Raw genomic sequence first — 24,168 nt, 5'->3', positions numbered from 1 at the left:
GCCAGTTTCCGACGAAGCTTCTCGCCAAAAATCAGCAAAACTGAACAGATAATTTCAATTCGGCTCGGCTTCGTGAACGATCCGACCATCCAGGATCGTCAGATCGCAGCGCGTATCCTTCCAGATCGCTTCGGGATCGGCGGTCAGGAGATCGCGGGAGAACACCGCGACATCGGCCAGAAAGCCCGGGGCGAGGCGGCCCTTCACGGTCTCCTGCTTCTGCGAAAACGCGCCATATTCCGTATAGGCCTGCAGCGCCTCCTCGATCGAGACGCATTGGCCGGCATCCATCACGGTGCCGCGCCAGGTCCGGCGCGTCAGCATGGCGTGGAAATTCGGGAAGGGGTCGGGATCGCAGACCGGCGCGTCGCTGCCCGTCGCCGGCTTCAGCCCCAGATCGAACCAGGTCCGCAGCGGGTAGCTCGGCTTGGCGCGTTCGGCGCCGAGCACCTTCACATAGGCGTCGCCGAAATCATGGATGAAGACCTGCTGCGGGCAGGGATAGATGCCGGCGGCGACCATCCGCTCATGCTGCTGCGGCGTCGAGAACCCGCAATGCTCGATGCGGTGGCGGCGGTCCGGATCGGGATGGGCCTTCAGCGCCTTCTCATAGGCGGTGATCAGCTGCTCGATCGCCGCATCACCGATGGCGTGGCAGGCGAGCTGGTAGCCCTTCACATGCGCATCCAGCACCAGCCGCTCGCATTCCGCGTCGTCGAGCATCCAGACGCCGGTCGTCTGGTCCTCGCCGAGATAGGGCTGCGTCATCCAGGCGGTGCGCCCGCCGGCCGAGCCGTCGAGGAAGAGTTTCACCGCGCCGATCATCAGCATGTCGTCGCCGGTGCCGGAGATCAGGCCCGCGGCATGGCATTGCGGCACGATCGTGCGGCTCTCGTCGCCGAGCAGCGTCAGCCAGGTCCGCACCGGCAGCCGCCCCTCGCGCTTGGCGCGGTGATAGGCGGCGATCTCGGCGAAGCCGGCCTTTTGGCCGACCGCGGCGTCCATGCAGCTGGTGATGCCGAGCGAGAGCAGATAGCGGCCGGCGCGTTCGATCGCCGCCACGAGCTCGGCCTCGCTGGGCTGGGGGATCGCCGCCTGCACCGGCGCCCGCGCGTTTTCCGCCAGCAGCCCGGTCAGCCGCCCGTTCTGCTGCTCGATCAGCCCGCCCTGCGGCGCGACCGAGCTTTCGTCGATGCCGCCCAGGGCCAGCGCCGCCGAGTTGCAGATGGCGATATGGCCGCAGGTGCGCACCAGCATCACCGGATTGTTCGGCGCGGCCCGGTCGAGCTCCTCGCGGAAGGGATGGCGGCCGGTGTCGAGCTTGGTCTGGTCATAGCCGCGCGAGAGGATCCACTCGCCCGGCTTCGTCTGCGCGGCGCGGGCGGCGATGGCGCCGAGCAGCGCATCGAGGGTGGGGGCGGCATCCGGCTTGGAATCGACCCAATCCATCGTCAGGCCGAGCGAGATCAGGTGGAGATGGCTGTCGTTCAGCCCCGGCGTCGCCAGACGCCCGGCGAGATCGATCACCTGCGTCCGCGGCCCGATCAGCGGCGCGATCTCGCCATCGCTGCCGGTGGCGAGCACGCGGCCCTGCCAGATCGCCAACGCCTCCTTCACCCCATCCTCGCGGCCGCACCAGATCGGTCCGTTGCGCAAGACGATATCGGCGTGGACGCTCATGTCTTCTCTCTCCTGAGTTATGATGGAAGGCCGCCGGATCGGCTCAGATATCGTCGAGCGGGAAGATCGGCCGGCGCACGGCCTTGTAGGGCCGCTCCTTGAAATTGCGGGTGGAGAGCGCGCCGGTATCGACCTCCAGCACCTCCCGGGCGATCGGCTGGAAGGCGGCCCGGAAATGCTGCATCGACTTGACGATCAGCGTGGATTTCCGGGTGGGATCGAGACCGAGCGAGGTGAACTGCGCCAGATCCGTCGCCTGGCCGTTATGCGTGATGACGATGATCTCGACGCCGTCGACGCGCAGCAGCGCGGACAGCCCGTAATTGCGCCAGGTGCCCCCGCCCATCGGGCCATAGGCGATGAAGCGGCCGTCGGTGAGCGCCACCACATGGGCGTCGAGCGTCAGGGGCCCGCCGCCGGTCGTGGGATCGACCTTGCCGCCGAGCGTCAGCCGGACGGAATTGCCGACGCCGGCCGCCTGCGCGGCGAGCGCCGCCTCGGGATCGCAGATCGCGTGGAAGCCGACATTGGCGAGGCCGGCATCGAGCACGGCGCGCAGCAGATTGGTGGCGTCGCCATAGGCGCCCGAGCCGGGATTATCCGAATAATCCGAGATCAGCAGCGGCTTGTCGTGCCGGCCTTCGCCGGCCTTGACGCGGGCCATCGCCTCCTTCAGGGGGGTGAAGCTGATCGAGGAGAAATGCCGCTGCTCCCAGGCGTAATCCATCAGCTCCTCGGCGATCGCCTGGCCGGCGGCACGATCATCGGCGGTCACCGCGACGGAGGGGCCGATATCGTGGACGTCGGCGGAGGAGAAACCGGCCTGGATGCTGACGACCAGCGCCTTGCCGGATGCTTCCAGCTCATCGCCCCGGCGCAGCAATTCCAGGAAGGGCGGGGAGGTGGTGCGCCCGCCATCCAGCGCGTAGAGGATCGGCCGGCGGGCCACCGCGACGCGCGGCCTGATCTCGCCGGCCATGGCCCGCTGCAGCAGCCGGGCGGCCTGCCAGGTCCGCTCATACTGGTCGATATGCGGGTAGGTGCGGTAGGAGATCAGTGCATTGGCGTTGTCGGCCATCGCCTGGGTGAGCGTGGCGTGGAGATCGAGCACCGCCACGATCGGGATCGCAGGACCCAGACGGCTGCGCATCCGGGCCAGGAGCTCGCCCTCGCCATCGTCGGAGTCCTCCGTCGCCATCGCGCCGTGGAGATGCAGCAGCACGCCGTCGAGCCCCTGGCAGGCATCGAGGATCAAGCCGGCAAAACGTTCGAAGGCCTCCGTCGTGACCCGCCCCGAGGGGTTGGCGCCGGTGACCAGCGGGTGGACCAGGGTCCAGCCGAATTCATCCGCGGCCTCGAAGGCGGCGCCCATCGAGGATCGCGTGCCGCGAAATGCCGCGGGGATCGCATTGTCGCGATAGACCCCATGCGCCTCGAACGCCTCGCTGCCGGTCAGCTGCACGCTGAACGTGTTGGTCTCGTGCATGAATTCCGCGATGAGCACGCGCGACGCCATTGAGCCGACCCCTGTTCGTCCCTGAATCCGGACAGCCGCATCCTTCACCGGCCCGGCGCGCGAGACCACTGGCGAAAATTGCATAGGGCGCGTGCATTGCGAGTCTTGCCGGCGCAGCATCTTGTGTGCGCCGTAGTCCGGCTCGCCGATGTCTCAGGGACCGGCCGAGCAGGGTGCTGAGGGATGAAACGGGGCCCGCGACGACCCCGCCGGGTCGCGCCTGTGCTGCCCCGAAGAGCGGCAGGCGAGAGCATTTCTCGATCGACCTGCCGTCAGGTAACCCTCAACTGTGGCAGCCCCGCAATTGAGTTAACTAATTGTGTAGTAGCCAGTTTACACTTTTAAACGATTAGTTCATTTATACCCCGCCGCCAAGATTTAGAGCGGGAGGGGGTGTTATGGACGACTGTGCGATCGCTATCGTCGACGATCATCCACTGATGGCGGAAGGCATTGCGTCCATCCTCAACCGTCGTGGTGGCTTTCGGCTGGTCGCGACCGGCAAAGTTGCTGAGGATGTCTATGACATAGCCGAACGGCATAGGCCGGATGTACTAGTCGTCGATTTGAACATGCCCGGCGACATTTTCGTCTCGACGTCGCGCGCGCTGGCCGCCTCGCCGGAGATGAAGATCGTGGTTTTCACCGCCTCGACCAGCGCCGAACATGCGGTCAAGGCGCTGAATGCCGGCGCCAGCGCCTATGTGCTGAAGGGCAGCGCCTCGGAGGAGCTGTTCGACGCGATCGCGGCGGCGCTGCGCGGCGAAGTGCATATCACGCCGGTTTTCGCGGCGAAGGTGATCGGCGCCCTGCAGAGCAAGGCGCTGGAGAAGCGCGCGGCGGAGAAGATCCGCCTCAGTGCCCGCGAAGACCAGATCGTGCGTCTTCTGCTCTGCGGCAAGCAGAACCGGGAAATCGCCCGGACGCTGTCGCTGAGCGAAAAGACCGTGAAGAGCTACATGACGAACCTCATGCAGAAGCTGAACGTGCGCAACCGGCTGGAAGTCGTGATCGCGGCGCAGAAGATCAGCGCCCGCACCGGGCCCGACTGGCCGAACTGAGCCGGACCGCCGCCGGCCCCGCCGGCGGCCGCGCTACTCCGCGAGCGGGATCGTCACCTCGACGCGGGTGCCGCCATCCTCCAGGGTTCGGATCGAGACGGTGCCGCCCAGGGCTCCGACCCGGCTCTCCAAAGCTTTCAGCCCGAGCTTCTGCTGATGGGCCGGCGCCTGCGGCCGGCTGATCTGCCGGCCCGCCGCATTGCTGATCGCCAGATCGATGCTGCCGTTCTCGTGCCGGGCCGTGACCGTCTGGCCGACGCCGCCGGCATGCTTATAGGCGTTGGTCAGCGCCTCCTGCACCACGCGATAGAGGCAGATGCGCACCGCGTCCGAGGCTTCGGAGGGCATGGGGCCGATCGAGCGGCGCACCCTGGTCCCGGTGTTCTCCTCATGGCGGCGGATGGCGAGGTCGAGCGTCTCGGTCAGCGAGAGATGCTGGGTCTCGGGCAGGACGAGCCCGGCCGAGAGGTTGCGCAGATCGGCGAGGGCGAGCTGGATCAGCTTCTCCAGCTCGTCCCGGAAGGAGGGGTCCGCCGCGGCGCCCGGCGACCGCCAGACCGGCTCGTCGCGCTGCGGCATCTTCAGCATCAGCAGGCTGAGCAGCTGGATCGGCCCGTCATGGAGATCGGCGCCGACGCTCGCCAAATAGGTCTCGTTGAGCAGCGAGGCGTCCAGCCTGGCCCGCTCCACCGCGCGGCGCCGGGTGTTGTCGCGGCGCGCCATGGACGAGGCGCGCTCGATATTGCGCTCCAGCAGGCTGCGCTGCTCGGTGACCACGCGGCTCGCCCGGCGCATGGTGAAATAGATCATCACCATCAGCAGCGAGGCGACGATGGCCACGATCAGCCAGGTCGAATATTTCGCGCGGTCGACCTCGGCGTGCAGAAAACTGCTGAACTCGTAGAATTCGCCGACGGCGATGACATTGCGCGTGTTCTTCTCGAAGATCGGCGCGTAGATCTCGATCAGGCGGCTGTCGTCCGGATGGGCGGCGGCATGGTCGACATGGCCGTCATGCCCGTCATCGTCCATCTCGATCAGGGTCTCGCGGTTGCGGACCCGGTTCAGGTAATCCTGCTTCAGCGTGCCGTGCAGGGCGGTGCCGGGGGTGCTGTAGAGCAGCTTGCCTTCGAGGTTCCAGATCCGGATCGCGGCGACGCGCCGGCTCAGATTGCGATGCGCCAGAAGATCGCCGATCGCCTGGGCGGAGTCCGGCGGCAGGGGGGCGGAGAGGTCGACGTCCTGGATATGGGGCGAGAGGAAACTCTCGAGATAGACGGCGGCGGCCTCCGCCATGCTCTGCACCCAGCTCGCCCGGATCCGCCGCTCGACCCAGAAGCCGAGCAGCGCCATCGACAGGCAGACCGCAACGGCAGCCATAATGAAAAACTGGCGCTCCAACGTCAGGTGACGCCAGCGAAACCACCGAAAGTTGGGGCGTGACCCGGACAAAGGTCTGTAGCGCTTACCGACGGATGATGGCCGTCCGTCGCCGTCTTTTGGTTCTGATTTTTGCACGACTTTCAAACCTGTCGGCAAAATGCGGGATCGCGCATCATGATCATCAAGGCGGTCCGTAAATTCTGCGTTAACGGCGACGTTGAGCGATTTGCCATCCGTCTGAATAGAACAAAGCTGGGGCGATGGCCAGAAGAATGGCCTGCCTCCTGAACCCGCATCCGTCTTGATCTGCGAAACATGCGTTTCGTGGAACGCCAATACTTGTGCTTCGTGGAAGGAATAGCGTGATGGCCTTCACTCTCAACCAAGCCGATCTCGAATTCGTCCTCAAGCAGATCAAGATCGCGGAAGCCAACGCCAATGGCATCCCGCTGACCAAGATCCTGCTCGACGCGCAGGGCGAGGTCATCACGGATCCGAATGCGGTCGACGCAAACAACCAGCGCTACTACGCGGCGGGCACCTTCGAGCCGCTGAACCCGCTGCAGCCGCGCGCCGTGCCGGATGCGCAGACGCCGTTCGGGCTGCGCACCGTCGACGGCACCTACAATAATCTGGTGCCGGGCCAGGAGACATGGGGCGCAGCCGGCCAGCCGATGCCGCGGCTCTTCGATGATTTCGGCTATCTCAACGAGACCGACAATGATGTCATCGGCTTCGGCGGCGGCGTGACCGCGAGCCAGGGCAATTACACCCCGGGAACCCCGGCGGGCCCGATGCTGACCACGGGCTCGGTCGTCGATGCCGATCCCCGGACGATTTCGAACCTGATCGTCGACATGAGCATCAACAATCCCGCGGCGCTGGTCGCAGCGCTCACCTTTGCCGGCTCAGAAGATCCGATGTCCGACATCGCCGCGCTGATGGCGGCGCGTGTCACGCAGGACGACGCCGATGAGGCGCTGGTGGCGGCGCAAGATGTGGTCGCCGGCGCCAATTCAGACCTGGCAGATGCGATCGCGGCCTATACGAGCCTGCTCGCCAGCGCTCCCGATCAGGACCAGCTCACCGACGCCATCGATACCATCCAGACACGAGCCGCCGCGCTCTCCGACGCCGAGGCGGCGCTCGAGGAGGCAACGGCCGTCGCGGCCAATCCGCTGGCCGCCTTCAAGGCGAAGGCTGCGGAACTGGGCCTCGAATTTGACCAGACCGGATCGCTCATCATCCCCAATGTCGCGCCGGATGAAGGGCTTTCGGCCCCGTTCAATTCGTGGATGACCTTCTTCGGCCAGTTCTTCGATCACGGCCTCGACCTGATCTCGAAGGGCGACGCCGGCAAGATCTATATTCCGCTGCAGCCCGACGATCCGCTGTACCGGCCAGGCAGCCCCACCAACTTCATGGTGGTGACGCGCTCGACAACCTTCACCAACGAGGATGGCCAGGAGACCCAGCGCAACGTCACCACCCCCTGGGTCGACCAGAACCAGACCTATACCTCCCATGCCTCGCACCAGGTCTTCCTGCGCGAGTACACGCTCGTCGACGGCAAGCCGGTCGCGACCGGCAAGCTGCTCGACGGCACCGTGAACGGCCAGAAGAACGGGCTGCCGACCTGGGCCGACATCAAGGCCCAGGCCCTGATGCTGGGCATCGAGCTGACCGATCTCGACGTGAATAGCGTGCCGCTGCTGCGCACCGACGCCTATGGCAATTTCATCCCCGATGCGAACGGCTTCGCCCAGGTCATCACCGATATCGGCCCCGACGGGATCCCCAACACGGCCGATGACAGCGTCGTCTCGAAGACGACCAATGGAGGCCTCCCGGTCAATTCCTGGCTGGTCGGCGCGGCCCGCACCGCCAACGCCTTCCTCGACGATATCGCGCATAACGCAGCGCCGGTGGCGGTCGGCGGGGTCCTGCAGGCGGATAGCGACACCGTCGTCGGCTATTCCGGCGGCGTCGATGCCCGTGGCACCCCCACCGCCTATGACAACGAGCTGCTCGACAAGCATTTCATCACCGGCGACGGCCGCGGCAACGAGAATATCGGCCTCACTGCGGTGCACCACGTCTTCCATTCCGAGCACAACCGCCAGGTCGACTCTCACAAGCTGACCATCCTGCGCAGCGGCGACCTCACCTTCGTCAATGAATGGCTGACTGCCAATATCGACGCCGCGACACTGGCCGCCTTCAACGCCGGGTACGACGCCGCTTCCAATAAGGGGGCCTACCTCGCGGCCAGCAATCTCTTCAATGGCAATGCCTGGGACGGCGAGCGCCTCTTCCAGTCGGGCCGCTTCGCCACGGAGATGCAGTACCAGCACCTCGTCTTCGAGGAGTTCGGCCGCAAGATCCAGCCGGCGATCGACCCCTTCGTCTTCAATTCGGTGACCGACATCAACCCGGCGATCTTCGCCGAATTCGCCAATGTCGTGTATCGGTTCGGGCATTCCATGCTGACCGACACGATGCCGCGCATCTTCATCGACACGAACGGGCAGATCTCCGGCACGGATGACAAGGGGCTGATCGCCTCCTTCCTCAACCCGCTGGCCTTCAACCAGAACCAGCTCGGCGGTACCATCAGCGCCGAGCAGGCGGCGGGCGCCATCGTGCGCGGCATGACGATCGAGCGCGGCAACGAGATCGACGAATTCGTCACCGGCGCGCTGCGCAACACCCTGCTCGGACTGCCGCTCGACCTCGCGGCGATCAATATCGCCCGCGGCCGCGACACCGGCATGCCGACGCTCAACGAGGCGCGCCAGCAGCTCTTCGCCGCGTCCGGCTCGAGCTTCCTCACGCCCTATACGAGCTGGGTCGAATTCGCCGCCAATCTGAAGAACCCGATGTCGGTGGTGAATTTCATCGCCGCCTACGGCACCCATGCCTCGATCACCAGCGAGACCACGGTGGCGGGCAAGCGCGAAGCGGCCTTTGCTCTGGTCTTCGAGACCGAAGACAGCCCCGCTGATCGCCTCGCCTTCCTGAATTCCACCGGAGGCTGGGCGACGGCGGAGACCGGGCTCAACCTGATCGATCTCTGGATCGGCGGGCTGGCCGAGAAGAAGATGCCCTTCGGCGGCTTCCTCGGCTCCACCTTCAACGCCGTGTTCGAAGCGCAGATGGAAGCGCTGCAGGATGGCGACCGCTTCTATTACCTGACCCGCACCCAGGGTCAGAACTTCCTGACCGAACTGGAGCAGAACTCCTTCGCCAAGATGATCATGGCGAATACCGACATCTCCCAGCCCGGCGCAGACGGTATCCGCGGCACCGATGACGACGTGGTGACGCGCCATATCGGCGTCGATTCCTTCGCCGCCTATGATTATGTGCTCGAGGTCAATGCGGCGAACCAGGCCGATTACAACGGTAACGCGGCGGGGGTGGATCCGCTCGGCAACGATCCGGTTCTGGAGGCACTCGGCCTCGGCAAGGTCATCCGTAACGATCCCGGTACGCCCGGAGCGGATGCCAATTATCTCCGCGTCTTCGGGGGCGAGCACGTCGTCGTCGGCGGCACGTCCGGCAACGACACCATCATCACCGATTTCGGCGATGACGGCATTTGGGGCGATGCGGGCAATGACCGCATCGAATCCGGCGCGGGCGTCGACCTGGTCAATGGCGGTGCCGGCGACGACATCATCACCGACAGCGGCGACAGCGGCGACTTCCTGAAGGGCGACGCCGGCAACGACGTCATCGCCAATTCCAACGGCCTCGACATCCTGATGGGCGGCACCGGCAACGACGTGGTCTTCGTCGGCGTCGACGATACCGAGGTGTTCGCCGGCGAGGGCAATGACTTCGTGGCCGGCGGCGACGGCGTCGACATGCTGATCGGCGGGGAGGGCGACGACTGGCTGGAGGGCGGCGGCGGCTTCGACACCACGGCCGGCGACAATTCCGAGCTGTTCTTCAACTCGACGATCATCGGCCATGACGTGATGTTCGCCGGCTCGGAAGAGCATGATTTCGACGCCGAATCCGGCGACGACATCATGGTCCAGGGCCCGAGCGTAATGCGCAGCGAAGGCATGTTCGGCTTCGACTGGGCGATCCACAAGGGCAATACCGAGAATGCCGATTCCGACCTGACCAAGCCGATCTTCACCACCGACGCGGCCGACATCTTGCGCGACCGTTTCGATGCGGTGGAGGCGCTGTCGGGCTGGGAGCGCGACGACAAGCTCTGGGGCGACGACCGCGGCGGCGACGCCGATGGCGGGACCGGCGGTCCTGTCCTGGCGGGTGCCGAAGGCACTATGGTCAATCATGAGCTGACCCAGGCCGGCGTCGACCGGATCTCCGGGCTGCGCGCCGTGCTCGGCGATTGGGCGGCTCCGGTCGCTCCGGCGCTGACCGCGCAGCAGCGCGAGGCGATCATCGCCTTCGACCGCGGCAACATCCTGCTCGGCGGCGGCGGCAGCGACATCATCCAGGGGCGCGGCGGTGACGACGTCATCGACGGCGACGCCTGGCTGAACGTCCGGATCAGCATCCGCGAGGAGGGCCAGACCCAGGAGATCGCCACGATCGACAGCCTGCGGCACGTCTTCGCCTCCGACGCTTCGGTGCCGGAAGCCTGGCGCGGCAAGTCGCTGTTCGAGCTGATGATCGACCGTGTCATCGTGCCCCAGCAGCTGAACATCATCCGCGAGATCGTCGAGGATGACGGGGTGGGCGATACCGACCTCGCCGTGTTCAACGACGTCGTCGACAATTACAGCTTCACCCGCGGGGTCGACGGCTCCTACATGGTCACCCATAACGGCTTCGACCCGGACAACACCCCGGTCGGCGTCTTCTCGGACGGCCAGGACAAGCTCTGGAACATCGAGAAGCTGCGCTTCTGGGACGGCGCGAACGGCACGGTCGATTTCAACCTCGCCGAGCTCTTCAACGTGCCGGCGACCGGCGTGCCCGTGATCAGCGACCAGACCCCGACCGAGGGGCAGGTCCTGACCGTCGACACCAGCAGCATCCAGGATTTGAACGGCGGTATCGCCGGCGATTTCACCTATCAGTGGCAGACCTCGCCGAACGGCACCACCTGGACCAATGTCCCGACGCAGCTCGGCGGCACCTCTGCGAGCTTCGCGCCGACCAATCTTCTGCTGACGGCCTTCGGTCCTCAGGCCGGCCTGCAGCTGCGCGTCGTCGTCAGCTTCACCGATGGACGCGGCAATCCTGAAAGCGTCATTTCCGCGCCGACAGGTCCGGTGGGTGTGGATTGGGACGGATTCCCTGCCGTCAACAACACCTTCAATGGGACCTCCGGCAATGACGTCGCCGATGGCGTCAGCCCTGCCTTTGGATTTTTAGGAGGCAACGACACGCTGAACGGCAATGGCGGAGACGACATCCTCAACGGCAATGGCGGCAACGACATCCTGACCGGCGGCGCCGGTAACGACACGCTGTCCGGCGGCGGCGGCAACGATACCGCGGTCTTCGCCGGGGGGCCCGGCAATTTCGCCATCGCTTCCGTCGGCGGCAACATCGTCGTCGGCGACATCGTCGGCAATCAAGGTGTGGACACGGTGAACGGTGTCGAGACCTTGCGCTTCGGCGGGGCGAACTACGCCGTCGTCACCGGCACCACCCAGGCCGACGCCACACTCAACGGCGCCGCCGGCACGGCCAACAACCAGGCGGTGTTCGGCCTGGCGGGAGCCGACTCGCTGAATGGCGGTACGGGCAACGACATCCTCGTCGGTGGCGAAGGCAACGACACGATCAATGGCGGCACCGGCTCCGACAACATCTTCTGGTCGGCCGGCGACGGACGCGACCTCGTCGATGGCGGCGGCGACATCGACACGATGACGATCTCCGGCAATGGCGAAACCGAGACCTTCCGCATCTACGCCATGACCAATGGGCAGAACGCCGGCCTGGCGGCCTCGCTCGGCGCCAGTTTCGATGCCACGACCCAAATCGTCGTGACGCGTTCCGTCACGGTCAACAACGTGACCACCACGGCCGTCATCGCCGAGCTCAACAATATCGACGAGATCATCGTCAACACCTCCAATGTCTCCAGCCCTGGCGGCATCAATGGCGGCACGAGCAATGGCGACCAGATCGAGGTGATCGGCAACTTCACCGCCACCGATCTCGATCTCAACACGATCACGATCAACGGCACCGCCGGGAACGACATCGTCGACATCAACGGCCTCGACTCGGCGCATCGCATCGTCTTCCGCAGCAATGGCGGCAACGACACGATCGTCGGGACGCTGCGGGCGCAGGACCGGATCGAGCTGCCCTTCGGCTCCGACCCCGCGAGCTATACGCCGACCCAGAACGGCAACGGCACCACCACCCTCTCCAATGGCAGCCATTCCGTGACCTTCCTCGGCGCGATGCCGGAGCTGAAGGTGTCGCAGCCCTCGAGCTTCACCCTCACCGCCAGCGACCTCGCCGGGTTGAAGGCGATCGTCGCCGGCGGACCCACGGGCGACGGCGAATTCGAGGCCGTGCTCGGCGTGCGCGAGCTCAGCGGCTTCGGCAACAACGAGGGCGATCCGACGCGCGGCTCGGCCGACGTGCCGTTCATCCGCCTGACCGAAGCGCGCTATGGCGAGTTCGACCCGACCATCGGCAACAACAAGATCAACCCGATCTTCGACGGTCTCGACGCCCGCGCCATCAGCAACATCCTGGGGAGCCAGGAAGCCGACCTGCCGAAGGCCGCCAACGAGTCCAACATCTTCTTCATGGCGTTCGGGCAGTATTTCGACCATGGGCTGGACTTCCTGCCCAAGAGCGCGGCCAACGGCATCATCGAGATCGGCGGCCCCGGCTCCGGGCGCGCGCCCGGGACCGACAACCCGGCCGATCTCACCCGCGGCGCGGTGCACGAGATCGACGAGAACGGGGTGCCGCAGCACCTCAACCTGACCTCGCCCTATGTCGACCAGAACCAGGCCTATGGCTCGAACGGGCTGGTCGGCCAGTTCCTGCGCGAGACGGACGGGCAGGGCGGTGTCGGCGCCAGGCTGCTCTCGGGCGCTCCCGATCCGTCGAGCCCCGGCTTCAACCTGCTGCCCACGCTGCGCGAGCTGATCGAGCATCACTGGGCCAATGATACGAGCTTCACCGGCCTGCCGGGGGGACCGACCACCTTCCGGACCTATTTCGCCGGGCTGGTCAATGAGAGCGGCGTCATCAACCAAGCTATGGTGCCGGGCCTCGCCTCGAACTTCATGGGTTCGGGCCATGCGCTGCTCCTGGACGCCAACCCCTACATCAACCTGCTCGACCATTTCGTCGCCGGCGACGGCCGCGCCAACGAGAACATCTCGCTGACCGCGATCCACACGGTCTGGGCGCGCAACCACAATTTCCATGTCGAGAACCTGCTCAATGCGGGCTTCGAGGGCACGCCGGAGGAGGTCTTCCAGGCCGCCAAGGTGATCAACGAGGCGGAATATGCCCGCGTCGTCTTCACCGAATTCGCCGACAAGCTGCTCGGAGGCATCCAGGGCAATGGCAGCCACGGCTTCGAGGCCTACAACCCCGATGCGACGGCCGGGATCTCCCATGAATTCGCCGCGGCGGTCTATCGCTTCGGCCATTCGCTGATCTCGGATACGCTGACGGTGATCGGCCCCGACGGGCAGCCCCGCCAGGTCGCGCTCTACGATGCCTTCCTGAACCCGACCAATGCCGATGCGGCCTTCACCCTGCCGGTCGCGCAGCTCAACCAGTTCGGATATTTCCCGCAGCCGGGCTTCGCCCAGGTCGGGGTCTCCGGTGTGGTGGCGGGCACGATCGGCCAGCAGGCCGAGGAGGCGGATTTCAACATCGTCAACGCGGTGCGCAGCGATCTGGTGCGGATCAACGCCGATCTCTTCGCCTTCAACGTCGCCCGCGGCCGCGATGTCGGCCTGGGCACGCTGAACCAGGTGCGGGCCGATCTGCGGGACTCGACCGACCCCTATATCCGGGAGGCGCTGAGCTATGCCGGCAATCTCGACCCCTACGCCTCCTGGGAGGATTTCCAGCAGCGCAACGGGCTGAGCGACGCCATCATCGCGCAGTTCAAGCAGGCCTATCCGGATCTCGTGCTGGCGCCAGAGGAGATCGCCGCGTTCCAGGCGGTCAACCCCGACATCGAGCTGGTGAACGGCAATACCGTGAAGGGCATCGACCGGGTCGATCTCTGGGTCGGCGGCCTCGCCGAGAAGCACATCATGGACGGCATGGTCGGCCAGACCTTCTGGATCGTCCTGCACGAGCAGTTCGACCGGCTGCAGGAGGCCGACCGCTTCTACTACATCGACCGGCTCGACAATTTCGACCTCTACGAGAACATCATCGACGGCCAGAGCTTCGCCGACATCATCGCGCGCAACACCGGCCTCACCGGCCTGCCGGAGCGCGTCTTCGAAATCTCCGACGAGGATGACGGCACGGGTGTCGGCACCGGCGAGGACGAGGATGACGAGGATGATGACGGCGTCGGCACGGGCGGTGGCGACGACGAGGATGACGACGACACCACGGGCGAGACCGGTGGCGACGACGAGGACGACGAGGACGAAGACGAAGACGACGAGGATTGCGGCTGCGACGAGGACGGCGATGGCGAGGGGACGGGCACGCCAGTCCCGCCGCCCGCCGGCGGCACCGGCGCCCTGCGCACCGGCACGCTCCTGGCCGATGTCCTGGTCGGGACCGCGGCGGCCGATAATCTGGTGGCTCTGGCCGGCGACGACGTGCTGGTCGGCGAGGGCGGTGACGACGCGCTGTCGGCCGGCGAGGGCCAGGATTTCGCCGATGCCGGAGACGGCCGCGACGTGATCTTCGCCGGAGCAGGCGACGACCAGGTCTTCGCCGGCGGCGGCAACGACATGGTCTATGGCGAGGCGGGTGCGGATCGGCTGTTCGGCGGTGCCGGCAACGATCTGATCGATGCCGGGTCCGGCGACGATACGGTCGTGGCCGGGGCGGGGGACGATCTGATCCTCGGCGCCAAGAGCGACGGCGACGACAGCTATTTCGGCGACGAGATGGATGGCGGGACCGGCGTCGACACGCTCGATCTCTCGGCGATCACGGCCAATCTCACCGTCGATCTCGGCAATGGGCTCGGCGGGCGCGGTTCGGCCATGAGCAGCCAGAGCGGCACCGATACGCTGTGGAGCATCGAGAACGTCGCCACCGGATCGGGCAACGACACGATCACGGCGAGCGCGGCCGTGAACGTGATGGAGGGCGGGGCCGGCACCGACACCTTCCGCTTCCTGAGCAAGGAGGCGGCGGATGGCGACACGATCCTGGACTTCGAGCCGGGCGACAAGCTCGACCTCGGCGGCATCGACGCCAATGCGGGCGTGGCGGGCAACCAGTCCTTCACCCTGCTGGCGAGCGGCCAGGCCTTCTCGACCGCGGCCCAGCTGAGCGTGACCTACGAGACCAGAGCCGATGGCGATTACACGGTGGTCTCGGGCAATGTCGACGCCACGCCCGATGCCGAGTTCCAGATCAACCTGAAGGGCAGCCATGCGCTGACCGGAGCCAACTTCTCGCTTTGAGCGTGAAGTTCAGGGGAGGCCGGCCCGGTGGCCGGCCTCCCTCCACCGCCTTCATCCGGTTCTCGACAACCGTCGGTTTTGCACCATGACCCCGTCAAAAAGCCTCGCCTCGGCCCGCAAGCGCGATGCAGCCAAGCTGACAGAGGGCTTCCGCAGCGTCTTCATCTTCCTCTTCGCCATTTCCGGCGTGATCAACGTGCTGGCACTGACCGGCTCGTTCTACATGCTGCAGGTCTATGACCGGGCGCTGACCAGCGGCAGCGTGCAGACCCTCGCCGCGCTCTCCGTGCTGGCGATCGGGCTCTATCTGTTCCAGGGCGGCTTCGACGTGATCCGCACCCAGGTGCTGGTCAGGGTCGGGGCGCGGCTCGACAAGGCGATCGCGCCGATCGCCCATCGCGTCGCCATCGACATGCCGCGCTTCGGCTTCTCCAGCAGCGAGGCGCTGGAGCGCGGCCGCGACGTCGACACCGTCCGCGGCTTTCTCGGCAGCCAGGGACCGGGGGCCCTGTTCGACCTGCCCTGGATCCCGCTCTACCTGGCCTTCGTCTACTTCCTGCATCCCTGGCTCGGGGCACTCACCCTGGGCGGGGCCGTGGTGCTGACCTTCCTGACCATCGCCAGCGAACTGGCGACGCGCGGGCTCAGCGCCACCACGCGGCAGGCGGCGATCACGCGCAACACGATCGCCGATTCCAATGCGCGCAACGCCGAGGTGCTGAAGGCGATGGGCTTCGCCGACCGTGCGGTGGCGCGGTTCACCGCGGCCAATCGCGAGCACCTCATCCTGCAGACGAAGAGCAATGATCTCGGCGGGACATTGGCCGCGGTCTCGCGGGTGCTGCGCATGGTGCTGCAATCGGCGACGCTGGGGCTTGCCGCCTATCTCACCATCAAGGGCGAGCTCTCGGCCGGCGCGATCATCGCCGCCACGATCGCCTCCTCGCGGGCCTTGGCCCCGGTCGACCAGGCGATCGCCAATTGGAAGTCCTTCGTGGCGGCGCGGCTCGCCTTCGCCCGGCTGCGCGACACGGTCGTCGCGCTGAGCAAGGCGGTGGAGCCGATGGAGCTGCCGGGTCCGTTCAAATACCTGAAGGTCGACAAGCTGACGGTCTCGGCTCCCGGCTCGGGGCAGGTGCTGCTCAGCGACGTTTCCTTCGAGCTCGTCGCCGGCAAGGCCGTCGGCATCATCGGCCCGAGCGGCGGCGGCAAGACCACGCTGGTCCGGGCGCTGACCGGGATCTGGCCGGGGCTGCGCGGCTCGGTGCGGCTCGACGGGGCCGAGCTGTCGCAATGGCCGGAAGCGAGCATCGGCAGCCATATCGGCTATCTCCCGCAGGAGGTCTCGCTGCTCGACGCCTCGGTCGAGGACAATATCGCCCGCCTGCGCGACGAGCCCGATCCGGCCGGCGTTGTCGCCGCGGCGAGCGCGGCCGGCATCCACGAGATGATCGTGCGGCTGCCGGACGGGTACCAGACCCAGCTCGGGCCGCAGGGCACGGCGCTCTCGGCCGGCCAGCGCCAGCGCATCGGCCTGGCGCGCGCGCTCTACGGCAATCCCTTCATGATCGTGATGGACGAGCCCAACGCCAATCTCGACGGCGAGGGCGAGGCGGCACTGACCCGGGCGATCGAGGCGGTGAAGGCGCGCGGCGGCATCGCCGTCGTGGTCGCGCACCGGCCCAGCGCGCTGTCGGCGGTCGATTACGTCGCGGTGATCCAGGCCGGCAAGCTCGCGGCCTTCGGTCCGAAATCCGAGATCCTGCCGCAGGCGAAGGCGCCGGCACCGACCCCCGCGGCAGCCCCACAGTCAGAGGTGCGGATGCCGCAGGCCACCGAGGCGGCGGCGCTCCACGCACTCCAGAACCGCGCGAGGGTCTCGGCATGATCGCGGTCAAGGCGCTTCGCCCCCAGGACAACCGGACCCTCTCCACCGAGGAGATCTACCGCCAGCCGGATGCCGAGCCGCAGCGCTCGCGCCTGCCCGGCGTGCTGGCGCTCGCGGTCACCGCGATCGCCCTCTACATCAAGAGCCTGTTCCCGAGCCATGCCACCTCCGTGCCGGCGGAGGCCGGGCAGCAGGAGGAGGAGGCGACCGGGGCGCCTGCGGCCGCGCGCAAGCTGGCCGAGACGGAGCCGGACGAGGCTCCCGCGCCGGAGGACGAGACCGGCTCGATCGGCAACAAGCAGGCGCCGGCCGATGCCGGGCCGCAGCGGGCGATCGGCTCGGGCAGCCCGTTCCAGGCGGTGCCGGGCCTTCCCGATTTCCTCGGCATCGATTCGCCGGCGATCGATTACGATCAATTGCCGCTGCCGCGCTTCCGCCCGGCCGAGTTCGAGCAGGGTGTCGGCCGCCAGAGCAACGATAACGGCCGGGCCGTCGCTTTCGGTTCGGGCGGATCCGAGGGTGGCGGGGGTGGCAGCGCCACCGCCGAGGCTGAGCAGCTGGCGCGGATCGAAGCCCCGCTGGCCGGGCTGCCCAGCATCATCGCCCCCTTCAATCCGGTGGTCGTGCTGCCGCCCGACGGCGGCGGAGACGAGGAGGAGGATGGCGACGATGAGGGGCCGCAGGAGCCCGGCCCCGACGAGCCGCGCCAGAACCGCGCGCCCCGGGTCGCCGGCCCGGTCTGGCTGCATGATCTCGCGGGCTGCCAGACGCTGCTCTTGACCGTCGCCGCGCTGCTCGCAGGGGCCAGCGATGCCGATGCCGATACGCTGACCGTGACCAATCTGCGTGTCACCGGCGGCGAGCTCACCCGGGTCGCGGAGGGCTGGCTGTTCAGCCCGACGCCAGGCCAGTACGGCCCCGTGACATTGCGCTACGAGATCAGCGACGGCACGGTCTCGGTAGCGCAGACCGCGCATTTCGCCGTCGTCGAGTTCACCGAGATCACCGGCACGGCCGCGGACGACATGCTGGTCGGCACCGAATGCCGCGACGTCGTCGAGGGGCTGCAGGGCGACGACATGATCGATGCGCGCGGCGGCGCCGACATCATCCGCGCCGGCGCCGGCCACGACATCGTGGTGGCCGGGGCGGGCGACGATCTGATCCAGGCGGGCGAGGGCAACGACATCGTCTTCGGCGGCGCTGGCAACGACAGGATCTTCGGCGGCGCCGGCGACGACAGGCTGTTCGGCGATGCCGGCGACGATGAACTATACGGCGAGGCCGGCGACGATCTCCTGGTCGGCGGGGAGGGCAATGATCATCTCTCCGGCGGCGAGGGGCGCGACACGCTGCATGGCGGCGACGGCAATGACAGCCTCGCCGGCGGGGCCGGGGACGATGTCCTGTATGGCGATGCCGGCGACGACACGCTGGATGGCGGAGAAGGCGCCGATCTGATCAAGGCCGGCGAAGGCACGGACATCGCGCTGGGCGGCGCCGGCGCGGATCGGATCTTCGGCGAGGCGGGCAACGACACGCTGCGCGGCGGCGAGGGCGACGATTGCCTGGTCGGCGGCGCCGGCAACGACGTGCTGCAGGGCGAGGCGGGTGCCGATGTACTGCGCGGCGGTGCCGGATCGGATGTGCTGGACGGCGGCACGGGGCATGATCACGTCATGGGCGGCGCCGAGTCTGATCATGTCATCGCCACGGCCGATGCCAGCGCGGATTGCTATGATGGCGGCTCCGGCCGCGACACGCTCGATTTCTCCGGCACGCGGCAGGGCGTCACCGTCAATCTCGATGCGGGCCGGGCGGCCGGCACCGAGATCGGCGAGGATATGATCCGCAGCTTTGAAGCCTTCGTCGGAGGCGAGGGCGACGATTGCTTCCTGATCGGCGAGACGGCGGTGACGCTGACCGGCGGCAAGGGCAACGACGTCTTCCGTTTCCTGATGGGCGCGGACGAAAGCGATCACGATGACGGGCATGAGGATGATGGCCAAGAGGATGACGCGCACGACGCCGGCCATGACGATGACGACGACGAGGCCGATGCGCCCGAGGACGCCAGCCAGCAGGGCTCGGGAGAAGATGACGACGAGGATGGCGAAAGCGGCCACGACGACGCCCGCGAGCTGATCCACGAGATCCTCGATCTCGAGGTCGGCGACCGCATCGTCGTCAAGCAGTACAGCCTGCGCAAGCAGGATGACGCGGATGAGGATCAGGCGGATGACGCCGCCGCCGAGGATGATGACGGCTTCGCCCGCATCTATGGCGAGGATGCCGGGGACAGCCGGCCCTTCCGCTTCCGCATCGAGAAGATCGACGACGAGGACCGCACCTTCGTCGACGTCTATGTCGACTCCGAGGAGGTCAAGGACTTCTCGATCGAGATCTACGGCAACCACAAGCTCTATTATTGCTGAGCCCGAGCCGCGCCCGGAGTGATCATCATGAATGCGCATAGTTTCGACAGGGCGGCCTTCGCCCATGCCGAGAAGCAGGCGAAGCGGGAGGAGCGCCGCTCCAGCTTCCGCCTCGGCCCGCATGTCGTCGCCGGCTCGACGCTGGCGCTGGTGCTGATCCTCGGCTTCGGCGGCTGGGCCGCCACGGCCAGTCTCAACGGCGCGATCATCGCGCAGGGGGCGGTGAAGGTCGACCAGAACCTGAAGGAGGTGCAGCATCGCGATGGCGGCATCGTCCAGGCGATCGCGGTCCGTCAGGGCGACGGCGTCCGCGCCGGGCAGGTGCTGTTCCAGCTCGACGACGTGCAGACCCGCGCGGAACTCTCGATCATCCGCTCGCAACTCGCCGAGCATCTCGGCCGCCGCGCCCGCCTCGTTGCCGAGCGCGACAATCTGCCGGGCGTGACCTATCCGGCCGAGCTCGCGACCCTCTCCGAGGACGCTACCCAGATCATGGCGGGCGAGACCAGGCTGTTCGACGGCAACAAGACCAATCGCGACAGCCGCAAGGAGCAGCTGGAGATCGGCATCGTCCAGTCCGGGGAAGAGGTGAAGGGGCTCGAAGCCCGCAAGATCGCGAAATCCGAGGAGCTCCGCCTGGTCGAGCTCGAGCGCAACAAATATCTCGGGCTGTTCGAGAAGGGCTATATCGACGGCACCAAGGTCTTCAACATCAACCGCGAATGGGCCAGGCTGCTGGGCGAGCGCGGCGAGATCGAAGCGACGCTCGCCCGCGCCAAGCTGCGGATCAGCGACAGCCGGCTGCAGATCATCGCGATCGACGAGACCGCCCGCACCGAGGCCCAGCGCGAATTGCGCCAGGTCGAGGCCAAGCTGTCGGAGCTGAGCGACCGCCGGATCTCGACCGAGGACAGGCTCTCGCGCACCGAGATCCGCTCGCCGATCGACGGTACCGTCAACGAGCTCTCGGTCTTCACGATCGGCGGCGTCATCACCCCCGCCGCACGGCTCGCCACGATCGTGCCGCATGATGCGAAGCTGACCGTGGAAATCCGGATCGCGCCCGCCGATATCGACCAGATCAAGCCGGGCCAGCCGGCGCGGATGCGGTTCTCCGCCTTCAACCGCAACACCACGCCGGAATATCCCGGCAAGGTCGTGCATGTCTCGCCGGCGACCAGCCGCGATCCGGCGACCGGCGCAACCTATTACGTCGGCGACGTCCAGCTCGACGGCGAGGTCTCGGTGCTCGGCGACCGCAAGCTCCTGCCGGGGATGCCGGTAGAGGTCTTCGTCTCCACCGAACAGCGCACGGCCCTGTCCTATCTCGCCAAGCCCTTCACCGATCACGCCAGCCGGATCTTCCGGGAGCGTTGAGGCCGCCGGCGCGCCGCGAGGCGGGCTCAGCTCCGGCGGGTCACCTCGATCTCCGCCGCGCCCCTCACTTCGATGTCGACGATGGCGAGGTCGGGGCGGATGAGGGCCGGCAGGGCGCGCTCGGCGCCAGGCCTGTGGACCAGCACCAGGCTCGCCAGCGCCGGATCGCCCGCCAGGCGCGAATGCGCCAGGGCCGGCTCCATCGCGCCGGGGATGACGAGATGGATATTGCGCCCGCCCGCCATGCAGGCCTGCAGATCGCCCAGGCTGAACAGGCCGAGGGAGAGTAGCTCGACACCGGTCAGCATCGCCATGCCCGGGCCCGCGGCCAGCGCCGCGAGATCGCCGCCGACCAAGGTGGTGACGATGCGCGACGAGGCCAGAGGCTTCAGCAGGCGCGAAATCTCGAGCGAGCGCGCCAGCACGGTCTTCTCCGTCACCGCCACCGGCCCCGCCAGCGTCAGCGCGTCGACGACCCGGATCGCGGCGCGGGTCGCCTGCTCGGGCAGGGCGTTCAGCCCGGCGCTGTTGGTCAGCGAATCCAGCGGTGCCACGCCATCGGGGATATCCGGCCCAAACCCGCCGACGAAGCGGGTGCCGAAGGCGCGCATGGCGAGATTGCGCAGGGTCAGCAGCGGCCGCAGCGGGCCGACGCGGCCGACGCCCAGCGCCATCACCGCATTGGCGGCGTCCATGATGCGCAGCAGCTCCGCCTCATCCGCATGCAGCGGCAGCAGCACCGGCGAGAAGCCGGCGCGCAGGCTGGCGAAGATCGAGATCACGGCCTCCGGTCCCATCGGCGCCAGGATGGCGACGCCCGAGCCCGGCTGGGCATGGTTGATCGCCAGCAGCCTGGCGAGTTGGTCGACGCGCTCGTTGAGCTGCATAAAGCTGAGCGAGGTCGGGATCGTGTCGCTCCAGCTGCGCCGGCCCGGCGGGTCGCGCAGCGCCGCGTCATAGCCGCGGCCCGATGCGAGCGCCTTCAGCAAAGCGTCGAAATCGAGCCCATCGAGCAGAGTGGAGGCGTCGGTTTCGGCCTGCATGACGGTCTCTCAATTCGCCGGCGCCGGCGCCGGCGCACGCGCCAGGGCCTCGGTCGCGAGGAAATATTTCGGCATGCGGCCGGGGAAATGGACGTCGCGCTGCAGCGCCAGCCAGGTCTCCGGCAGATAGTAGAGCGGCACGACGTAGAAGCCCGAGAGCAGGAGCCGGTCCAGCGCCCGCACCGCAGCGACGAAATCCTCGCGCTCGCGCGCGGCCAGCATCGCCTGCAGCGCAGCATCCACGGCCGGGGAAGCGACGCCGGCATAGTTGAGTGCGCCCTTGCGCGGCGCGTTGGCGGAGCCCCAGCGACCGATCTGCTCATTGCCCGGCGAGGCTGTGGCCGGCCATGTCCACTGGATCATGTCGAAATCGAAAGCCGAGAGCCGGCGCCAATACTGCACGTCGTCGATCAGCCTGACCTGGGCGGTGATGCCGAGCCTGGCGAGCGCCGAAGCGTAGTTCAAAGCGAGCCGCTCCTGCGGGCGGCTGGTCACCGTGATCTCGAAGGTGAAGGCCTCGCCTGTCGCCTCCTTGCGCAGCAGCCCGTCCCTGAGCCGGTAGCCGGCCTGGTTGAACAGGTCGAGCGCGCGGCGCGCCGTGTCACGGTCGCGGCCCGAGCCGTCCGAGGCGGGCGGGGCCCATTGCCCCTCGAGCAGATCGGCACGGACGCTGCCCGGGAAGGGCGCGAGCAGCGCCCGTTCGCGCGCATCCGCCGGGCGGCCGAGCGCCGACAGATCGGAATCGGAAAAGAAGCTGCCGGCCCGGCGATAGACCCCGAAGAACAGGTTGCGATTGACCCATTCGAAGTCGAACAACATGCCGAGCGCCTCGCGCACCCTGATGTCGGCGAAGACCGGCCGGCGCGTGTTGAAGACCAGGCCCGTCATGCCCTTGGGCGCCTCGAAGCGCACGGCTTCGCGCGTGATGCGCCCGTCCCGCACCGCCGGCACGTCGTAGCCGGTCATCCAGCGCGTCGGATCCCCCTCCAGCCGGATATCGTAGAGCCCGGCCTTGAACGCCTCGAAAAGGGCGTTGGCGTCGCGGTAGAAATCATAGCGGATCTCCTCCGCATTGAAGAGCCCGCGCGTCAAGGCGTGGTCCTCGGCCCAGAAATCCTTGCGCCGCTTCAGGGTCAGGCTCTCTCCCGGCCGCACCTCGGAGACGAGATAGGGACCCGAGCCCAGCGCCGGCTTGAAGCTCGTCTCGCCGAAGGTCTCGGCATTGGTGGCGTGCCGGGCGAAGATCGGCATGGCGCCGATGACCAGCGGCAGCTCGCGGTTGGAGCCGTCGCCCAGGTCGAATTCGACGCGCCGCTCCGAGACCGCCGCCGCCCGCGTCACGCGGCCGAGGCTGGAGCGGTGGAAGGGCTTGCCCTTGCTCCTGAGCATCTCATAGGTGAACACGACGTCGTCGGCGGTGACGGGCCGCCCATCCGAGAAGCGCGCCCGCTCGTCGATCTCGAAGGCGAGGCGGGTGCGCGCCTCGTCGAGCTCGACGCGGGCGGCGAGCAGCCCATAGGCGGTGAAGGGCTCGTCGGCCGAGCGGTAGAGCAGGCTCTGCTGGACATAGCGCGGCACGGCGTCCGGCGCGACGCCGATCACCACCAGCGGGTTCAGGCTGTCGAAGGTACCCTGCAGCGCGAAGACGATGCGGCCGCCGCGCGGCGCATCGGGATCGGCATAGGGGAGATGGCGGAAGCCCTTGGGCAGGGCCGGCTCGCCATGCATGGCGATGGCGTGGTCGGCGGCACGGGTCTCGGCGCGCGGGGCCGGCGCCCCGGCCAGAGCGAGCGCGGCCGCGACGCAGATCAGGAGGGCGGCCCGCAGGCGCGCCGGCTGGCGGTATCGTAGCAACTGCATCGTCGAACCTGATTCCCGGCGGGGAGGATATCACGCGCCGGCGCGAAGCACGCTAGCCAATCCCTGCGGCGTAGGGCGCCGCGCCGCGGCTGGCAAAGCGAATGCCTCGTGCTGCCAGCCTGCCGCAGCGGCAACTGCATCAAAACAATGCGTTTTGCGGGGTTTCGCGCCCGGCGTCATGCTCAGGCCTCAATCGGCGTTGAACTGCGCGGCTTGCGATGGCCGGTCCAGATATGCGATGGGGCTGTCGTTGGTGACGCGCGCGGCTCTCCGAAGTCGTGACTCCGGATTCGCCTGGTAAGGATAAGAGATGATGTCCGCTTCTGTTCGTATGCCGTTGC

General features: G+C 67.3%; 10 protein-coding genes. 5 read left to right on the top strand and 5 right to left on the bottom strand.

Features of this window, described 5'->3' with window-relative positions:
• Positions 1-54: 54 nt before the first annotated feature.
• Positions 55-1,680 carry an amidohydrolase gene (locus tag ASG72_RS15725; protein ID WP_056713911.1) on the bottom strand — a complete coding sequence of 542 codons (1,626 nt, stop codon included), beginning with the start codon at positions 1,678-1,680 and terminating at the stop codon, positions 55-57.
• Positions 1,681-1,723: 43 nt separating this feature from the next.
• Positions 1,724-3,184 carry a M81 family metallopeptidase gene (locus tag ASG72_RS15720; protein ID WP_162246255.1) on the bottom strand — a complete coding sequence of 487 codons (1,461 nt, stop codon included), beginning with the start codon at positions 3,182-3,184 and terminating at the stop codon, positions 1,724-1,726.
• A gap of 410 nt (positions 3,185-3,594) precedes the next feature.
• Between ASG72_RS15720 and ASG72_RS15715 the strand changes: the two genes are divergently transcribed.
• On the top strand, positions 3,595-4,257 hold the full coding sequence (locus tag ASG72_RS15715; RefSeq protein ID WP_056713906.1) for a response regulator transcription factor: 663 nt from the start codon (positions 3,595-3,597) through the stop codon (positions 4,255-4,257).
• A gap of 33 nt (positions 4,258-4,290) precedes the next feature.
• Here the strand turns inward: ASG72_RS15715 and ASG72_RS15710 are convergent, their stop codons facing one another.
• Positions 4,291-5,637: an ATP-binding protein gene (locus tag ASG72_RS15710; RefSeq protein ID WP_156395999.1), complete on the bottom strand. Its 1,347-nt coding sequence runs from the start codon at positions 5,635-5,637 to the stop codon at positions 4,291-4,293.
• A 368-nt stretch (positions 5,638-6,005) separates the two neighbouring features.
• Here ASG72_RS15710 and ASG72_RS15705 point away from each other — a divergent pair, with 368 nt between their 5' ends.
• The 4 genes from ASG72_RS15705 (at position 6,006) to ASG72_RS15690 (ending at position 20,924) form a co-directional block, all read left to right on the top strand.
• Positions 6,006-15,224, top strand: a complete 9,219-nt coding sequence (locus tag ASG72_RS15705) for a peroxidase family protein (RefSeq protein WP_082540383.1) — start codon at positions 6,006-6,008, stop codon at positions 15,222-15,224.
• 85 nt (positions 15,225-15,309) lie between these two features.
• Complete coding sequence (locus ASG72_RS15700; RefSeq protein ID WP_056713898.1) at positions 15,310-17,112, top strand: type I secretion system permease/ATPase; 1,803 nt, start codon at positions 15,310-15,312, stop codon at positions 17,110-17,112.
• The gene (locus ASG72_RS15695; protein ID WP_056713895.1) at positions 17,109-19,547 is read left to right on the top strand and encodes a cadherin-like domain-containing protein; all 2,439 of its coding nucleotides are present in this window, start codon (positions 17,109-17,111) and stop codon (positions 19,545-19,547) included. The genes ASG72_RS15700 and ASG72_RS15695 overlap by 4 nt, the downstream gene beginning before the upstream one ends.
• A 27-nt stretch (positions 19,548-19,574) precedes the next feature.
• Positions 19,575-20,924 (top strand): HlyD family type I secretion periplasmic adaptor subunit, encoded by a 1,350-nt coding sequence (locus tag ASG72_RS15690; protein ID WP_056713892.1) that lies wholly within the window; start codon positions 19,575-19,577, stop codon positions 20,922-20,924.
• Positions 20,925-20,950: 26 nt separating this feature from the next.
• Here ASG72_RS15690 and ASG72_RS15685 read toward each other — a convergent pair whose 3' ends face one another.
• Positions 20,951-21,967 (bottom strand): AMP-binding protein, encoded by a 1,017-nt coding sequence (locus ASG72_RS15685; RefSeq protein ID WP_056713889.1) that lies wholly within the window; start codon positions 21,965-21,967, stop codon positions 20,951-20,953.
• Between the two features lie 9 nt (positions 21,968-21,976).
• Complete coding sequence (locus tag ASG72_RS15680) at positions 21,977-23,827, bottom strand: extracellular solute-binding protein (RefSeq protein ID WP_056713887.1); 1,851 nt, start codon at positions 23,825-23,827, stop codon at positions 21,977-21,979.
• Positions 23,828-24,168: the final 341 nt, after the last annotated feature.

The organism is Allobosea sp. Leaf344, assembly GCF_001426225.1.
GTDB lineage: Bacteria > Pseudomonadota > Alphaproteobacteria > Rhizobiales > Beijerinckiaceae > Allobosea.
Note: the sequence above shows the minus strand (reverse complement) of the source record. Positions and strands in the feature narration are given on the sequence as shown.

Bases quoted from the DNA above. Each gene is read 5' to 3' on its own strand.
- ASG72_RS15700 (WP_056713898.1), top strand. From the start codon at position 15,310: ATGACCCCGTCAAAAAGCCTCGCCTCGGCCCGCAAGCGCGATGCAGCC.
- ASG72_RS15725 (WP_056713911.1), bottom strand. From the start codon at position 1,680: ATGAGCGTCCACGCCGATATCGTCTTGCGCAACGGACCGATCTGGTGC.
- ASG72_RS15690 (WP_056713892.1), top strand. From the start codon at position 19,575: ATGAATGCGCATAGTTTCGACAGGGCGGCCTTCGCCCATGCCGAGAAG.
- ASG72_RS15680 (WP_056713887.1), bottom strand. From the start codon at position 23,827: ATGCAGTTGCTACGATACCGCCAGCCGGCGCGCCTGCGGGCCGCCCTC.
- ASG72_RS15695 (WP_056713895.1), top strand. From the start codon at position 17,109: ATGATCGCGGTCAAGGCGCTTCGCCCCCAGGACAACCGGACCCTCTCC.
- ASG72_RS15715 (WP_056713906.1), top strand. From the start codon at position 3,595: ATGGACGACTGTGCGATCGCTATCGTCGACGATCATCCACTGATGGCG.
- ASG72_RS15705 (WP_082540383.1), top strand. From the start codon at position 6,006: ATGGCCTTCACTCTCAACCAAGCCGATCTCGAATTCGTCCTCAAGCAG.
- ASG72_RS15710 (WP_156395999.1), bottom strand. From the start codon at position 5,637: ATGGCTGCCGTTGCGGTCTGCCTGTCGATGGCGCTGCTCGGCTTCTGG.
- ASG72_RS15685 (WP_056713889.1), bottom strand. From the start codon at position 21,967: ATGCAGGCCGAAACCGACGCCTCCACTCTGCTCGATGGGCTCGATTTC.